At 71.6% G+C, this 4,917-nt stretch carries 6 protein-coding genes; 1 reads left to right on the forward strand and 5 read right to left on the reverse strand.

What is annotated here, in order from left to right:
* Nucleotides 1-21 precede the first annotated feature (21 nt).
* The 4 genes from fliW to flgN form a co-directional block, all read right to left on the reverse strand.
* Nucleotides 22-492: a flagellar assembly protein FliW gene (gene fliW, locus G9H71_RS20970; RefSeq protein ID WP_331273170.1), complete on the reverse strand. Its 471-nt coding sequence runs from the start codon at nt 490-492 to the stop codon at nt 22-24.
* 32 nt (nt 493-524) lie between these two features.
* Complete coding sequence (gene flgL, locus G9H71_RS20975) at nt 525-1,415, reverse strand: flagellar hook-associated protein FlgL (RefSeq protein ID WP_166284723.1); 891 nt, start codon at nt 1,413-1,415, stop codon at nt 525-527.
* Nucleotides 1,416-1,421: 6 nt separating this feature from the next.
* A complete protein-coding gene (gene flgK, locus G9H71_RS20980) occupies nt 1,422-2,822 on the reverse strand; it encodes a flagellar hook-associated protein FlgK (RefSeq protein ID WP_166284724.1) in 1,401 nt (466 codons plus the stop codon).
* 69 nt (nt 2,823-2,891) lie between these two features.
* Nucleotides 2,892-3,374 (reverse strand): flagellar export chaperone FlgN, encoded by a 483-nt coding sequence (gene flgN / locus G9H71_RS20985; RefSeq protein ID WP_166284725.1) that lies wholly within the window; start codon nt 3,372-3,374, stop codon nt 2,892-2,894.
* A 253-nt stretch (nt 3,375-3,627) separates the two neighbouring features.
* Here flgN and G9H71_RS20990 point away from each other — a divergent pair, with 253 nt between their 5' ends.
* Complete coding sequence (locus G9H71_RS20990) at nt 3,628-4,545, forward strand: sigma-70 family RNA polymerase sigma factor (protein ID WP_231135218.1); 918 nt, start codon at nt 3,628-3,630, stop codon at nt 4,543-4,545.
* A gap of 94 nt (nt 4,546-4,639) precedes the next feature.
* Here the strand turns inward: G9H71_RS20990 and G9H71_RS20995 are convergent.
* Nucleotides 4,640-4,917, reverse strand: a 278-nt coding sequence (locus tag G9H71_RS20995; RefSeq protein WP_166284726.1) for a hypothetical protein, incomplete at its 5' end; no start/stop codon positions are given.

Below are 4,917 nucleotides of genomic sequence, written 5' to 3' on the forward strand. Positions count from 1 at the left end.
CGATTCACGTCGGCGCGTACGTCACGCGAGCGGCGCGCGCAGCGGCAGGTCGCTGCCGGTGAGCACGACCTGGGCGGCCTGGTTGGTGCGCAGGTTGATCACGACCGGCGCCATCAGGTTGACGGTCGCCTTGTCCACGCTCTCGCCCGGCGTCACGACGAGCAGCACCAGCGCGTCCTCGGCCCGCTCGAGCCCGAGCTCGGCGGCGGCCTCGTCGTCGATCTCCGGCGCGTAGTCGGGGAAGAACAGCCCCGGCGGCATGACGACGAAGCGCAGGTCCTCGTGCTCGAGCGAGCGCAGCGAGTACGCCGTGCCGGCGTCGTCGAGGCGTACGAGCGCGAACTGACGGGCCTCGGAGAAGCCCGGCAGCCCCGAGGGGAACACGAGCGAGGGCAGCTCCTGCTGCGCGGGCGGGGTAGCGGTCACCTGGGCGTCCACCCGGCCATCGTGCCCTACGCCGTCCCGGACGATCTCCAGGGAGCTGCCAGCCACGCCGGAACCGGTCCTCTCGTCGATCGCCGCGGTCATCGCAGGAAGTCCGTGAGCGAGAGCTGCAGGACCTGCCCGGCGGTGCTCAGCGCGGCCTGGTAGGCCACCTGCTGGAGCTGGAGCTGGACCGTCGCGTCGGCGATGTCGACGCTCTCGATCTCGTTCAGCCCGTTGTTGAGGGTCAGCTTGCGGTCGTCCGCGCCCTGCTTGAGCGACTCGACGCGGTTGTAGCGGGCACCGATGTCGGCGGCGCCCTTGCGCAGGTTGGTCAGCGCCTTATCCAGGCGGGTGAGGTCGTCCTGCAGCTTCGCCGGGTCGTTCGAGGCGTGGTCGGCGATGTCGTTCACGATCTTGAAGAGCTGGTCGTCGCCGGTGCCGAAGATCTCCGGCCCGTTCGAGTCGACGCGGACCTGGACGCCCTCGGCGACGTTGCGCATGACCTGGCCGCCGTCGCCGACGTACGTCCCGTCCTTCTGGTACGCCAGGCTGCCCGCCGTCGTGCCGCCGAAGATCGGCCGGCCGAGGTAGGTCGTGTTCGCCGTCTCGATGAGCGAGTCGCGCAGCTGCTTGACCTCGGTCGCCACGGCGTCGCGGGCGGTCTGGCCCTGCGAGCCGGTCGACGCCGCCTGCACCGCGAGGTCGCGGACGCGGTTCGCGACGTTCAGCGAGGACTGCAGGGACTGGTCGGCGTACCCGAGCCAGGCGATGCCGTCGTTGGCGTTGCGGGCGTACTGCGTGTTGGACTTGATGTCCGAGCGGAAGGACATCGCGGCCGAGGTGCCGGACGGGGAGTCCGAGGGGCGGTTCACCGAGCGGCCGCTCGACAGCTGGTTCTGCAGGTTCGAGAGCCGGTCCAGGTTCCCCTGGATGCCACGCAGCGCGGACGTCCCGAGCGCGTGGTACGTGACGCGGGAGATGCCAGTCATCGCTGGTTACCTTCCAACCATGTTGATGAGCGTGTCGAGCGTGGAGTTGATGCTGTTCATGACCCGCGCCGCGGCCTCGTAGCCCCGCTGGTAGGCCAGCAGGTTCGTCATCTCCTCGTCGGTGTCGACGCCGCGCACCGAGTCGAGCGCGTCGGTCGCCTTCTCCGAGACGGACTTCTGCGTCGTGAGGCGCGTCTGCGCGGTCTGCGACTCGACGGCGAGGTTGGCGACGAGGTCGCGGTAGACGCCGTCCGGGCCGTCGACCTTGCCGGCGATCGCCGCGATCTTGTTCGCGACCGCGTTGTCGAGGCGCTTGGCCGCGTCACCCGACGCCGCGACCTTGCGCGGGTCCGTGACGAGCACGGTCAGATTGGCGGCCTTGACCGGGCCGCCGTCGGAGCTGCCGAAGAAGTTGCCGCCGGCCGGGTTGCCGTCGAGGTCGTAGCCCGTGCTCCAGATGGCGTTCACCGAGGTCGCGACGGTCGAGGCGAGGCCGTCGAGCTTCTGCGAGTACGTCGGCAGCGTGCTGTTCAGCGTCTCGAGCGCGCCCGCGGCCTTGCCGCTGCTCACGGAGGACGGGTAGCCGTCCTTGTCGCGGACGATGCGCAGCTGGCTGGCGGCGGTGACGTCCGCCAGCTTCGTCGGGCCCTCGAGGCGCAGCGCGTCGGCGTCGGCGCCGCGCACGATCGCGGTACCGCCGAGGTAGACGTCGACCACGCCGTCCTCGCCCTGGCGGCCGGTGGCGCCGACCAGGCTGGCCAGCTTGTCGACGAGCGCGTCGCGGCGGTCCTTGAGCTCGTTGGCCGGTACGCCGGCCTGCGTGTCGCGGCGGATCGCGAGGTTCAGCTCGGCGATGCCCTTGGCCGCGACGTTGACCTCGTCGACCGTCACCGACAGCTCGTCGCGCTGCTGCGACCACTGGTCGGAGAGGTTCTTCGACGCCGCGTTGATGTTGCCCGTCAGCGTCTGCGCCTGCTGCAGGAGCGCGCTGCGCGGAGCCTCGTCGCCGGGGCTGTTGGCGACGTCCGCCCACGCGTTCCAGGTGTCGGCGAGGTTCGAGCCGAGCGCGCTGTCCGAGGGCTCGGGGAAGACGTCCTCGATGCGCGAGAGCGAGGTGGCGATCGTCTGCTGCGACGCCAGCTTCGCGGCCTCGTTCTGCGCCCGCGACTGCAGGAACGTGTCGGTGATGCGGTCGACGCCGACGACCTTCACGCCGTCGCCCGCGCCCTCGTACTTGGAGTACATCGCGGGGACCGCCGGGCCGCCCTGCGCCTCGAGGTTCGCGCGCTGGCGGGTGTAGCCCGGGGTGTTGACGTTGGCCACGTTCTGGCCGGTCGTCTCGAGGGCACGACGCTGAGCGACCAGTGCCGAGTAGGCGGTGTTGAGACCGCTGAACGTGCTGCTCATCGGTGGGGGTTCCTCATCCTTCGGGGGTCTGGTGCTGCTGCAGGTCGTGCGCTGTCGCTGCTACGGAAGTCACATCGCCTCGTCGACGAGGCGGCTGAAGCGGCCGGCCGCAGCCGGTGCCCCGCTGGCGGTGTACGTCTCCGCGCCGTCGCCGAGCGACAGCAGCGCCTCGCGGGCGGCGCGGAACCCGCTCGTGAGCAGGTCGCGGTTGGCCTCGGCCATCGCCTGGATCTCGGCGGTGGCGGTCAGGAACGCCTGCCGGTGCTCGAGCAGCAAGGTCTTCCACGGCTCGTCGGCCGCCTCGGCCAGCTGGCGCAGGCTCGGCCCGGAGCCGATGCCCAGCTCGGCGCCGGCGGCGTCGACCTGGACGGCGCGCAGGAGCTCGGCCCGGCGTACCTCCTCGAGCACCATCTCGACCTCCTTGGTCGCCCGCGACAGCCATCGCGTGCGGCCCGAGGCCAGGACGAGCTGCTCCTCCTCCAGCTTGAAGAGCAGGAGCTCCAGGAGCTCACGCTCACGCCAGAGGGTGCTCGAGACCCCTGCCAAGCTCATGTAGTCCTCCGCCTCGAGGCCATCGCGAATCGACGGCCCTCAACTGGTGCTGACTAGCGAATCGGCGGAGGGCCGGGCGACCTGAGGGTTCGCCGTCCCCCGTTCGGCGCAGCTTCCCGGGCCGAAGGCATGGTCCTCCTGGGCCCAAGGGCCCACGCCCCGCTGGCCGCTCGCCCGGAAGGAGTAGTCCTGACGGGCGGTTTCGCCCCCGAAACGCTCAAGGGCTTCCGAGGTCCGCGCCGAGACCCGGAGCATGACCGCAACGCGCCACGACGCCCGCTCCTCGGCAGGCATGGCCTCTACGACCAACCGCAGCGAGGAGCAGCTGTGCCGTGAGCACATGCCGCTCGTGGGATACCTCGTCAGCGAGCTCCTCGGGCGCCTCCCGGCGCACGTGAGCCGCGACGAGCTCTCCTCGGCCGGGCTCGCCGCCCTCGCGCAGGCGGCCCGCTCCTACGACGACGACCGCGGCGTGCCGTTCGCCCGCTTCGCCTCCACCCGCATCCGCGGCGCGCTCATCGACGAGCTGCGCAGCTACGACTGGGCCAGCCGCTCGGTCCGCACCCGCGCCCGCAAGCGTGACGCCGCCGAGGAGGAGCTGACCCGCGTGCTCGGCCGCACGCCGACGCAGCCGGAGATCGCCGCCCACCTCGGCGTCCAGGTCTCCGAGCTCGGCTCCGTCGAGGACGACGTGCAGCGCGCGGTCGTGCTGAGCCTGCAGGGCTTCGGCGAGTCCGGCAGCCTCGACGACGTCGTGGCGGTCCACGAGCCCGCACCCGACGAGGTGCTGCTGCACCGGGAGAAGGTCGGCTACCTGTACGACGCCGTCGACGTCCTGCCCGAGCGGCTGCGCACCGTGGTGGTCCGCTACTTCTTCGAGGAGCGGCCGATGGCGGACATCGCCGCCGAGCTCGGCGTCAGCGAGTCCCGCGTCTCCCAGATGCGCGCCGAGGCGCTCACGCTGCTCAAGGACGGGATCAACTCCCAGGTCGACCCGGCCATGGTCGCCCCCGCCGCCCGCCCCGGCGGCTGCGCCGCCCGCCGCCGCGAGGCGTACTTCGCCGAGGTCGCGGCCAACGGCGACTTCAAGGCCCGGCTGTCCGGCCGCACCCCCGCTTACGCGGCGGCGGCGTACGCCCCGGCCGCGTACGCGCCGGCGAACGTCGCCTGACGAACGCCCGCAGAGACGACGACGCCGGCGTCCCCTTCGTGGGGGCGCCGGCGTCGTCGTGCGTCGACCGGATGCGGGCCGTGGCCCGGCTGCGTCAGTAGCTCGTGACGCGCACGCCTCCGCTGCTGAGGACTGCGGTCACGAGCGCCGGATGACCGACGAACGACCTCGTGGCGCAGGTCTTCCCGCGGTCCGTGACCTTCATGAGGAACGGCGGCACGAGCGGGTTCGCGGTGACCACGCTGGCGAGCGACTCGCCCGTGCCCTGGCCGGCGATGCAGATCGTGGTCTTGGACCAGAACCAGGTGCCGACGTACGCGGTCTGCGCGGTCTTGATGACGCCGTGGTCGTCGATCTCCGCGGCCTCGGCCG

It is taken from the genome of Motilibacter deserti (genome assembly GCF_011250635.1).
GTDB lineage: Bacteria > Actinomycetota > Actinomycetes > Motilibacterales > Motilibacteraceae > Motilibacter_A > Motilibacter_A deserti.

Excerpts from the sequence above, each read along its gene's own strand:
- G9H71_RS20990 (WP_231135218.1), top strand. The coding sequence starts at position 3,628 with ATGACCGCAACGCGCCACGACGCCCGCTCCTCGGCAGGCATGGCCTCT.
- flgN (WP_166284725.1), bottom strand. The coding sequence starts at position 3,374 with ATGAGCTTGGCAGGGGTCTCGAGCACCCTCTGGCGTGAGCGTGAGCTC.
- flgK (WP_166284724.1), bottom strand. The coding sequence starts at position 2,822 with ATGAGCAGCACGTTCAGCGGTCTCAACACCGCCTACTCGGCACTGGTC.
- flgL (WP_166284723.1), bottom strand. The coding sequence starts at position 1,415 with ATGACTGGCATCTCCCGCGTCACGTACCACGCGCTCGGGACGTCCGCG.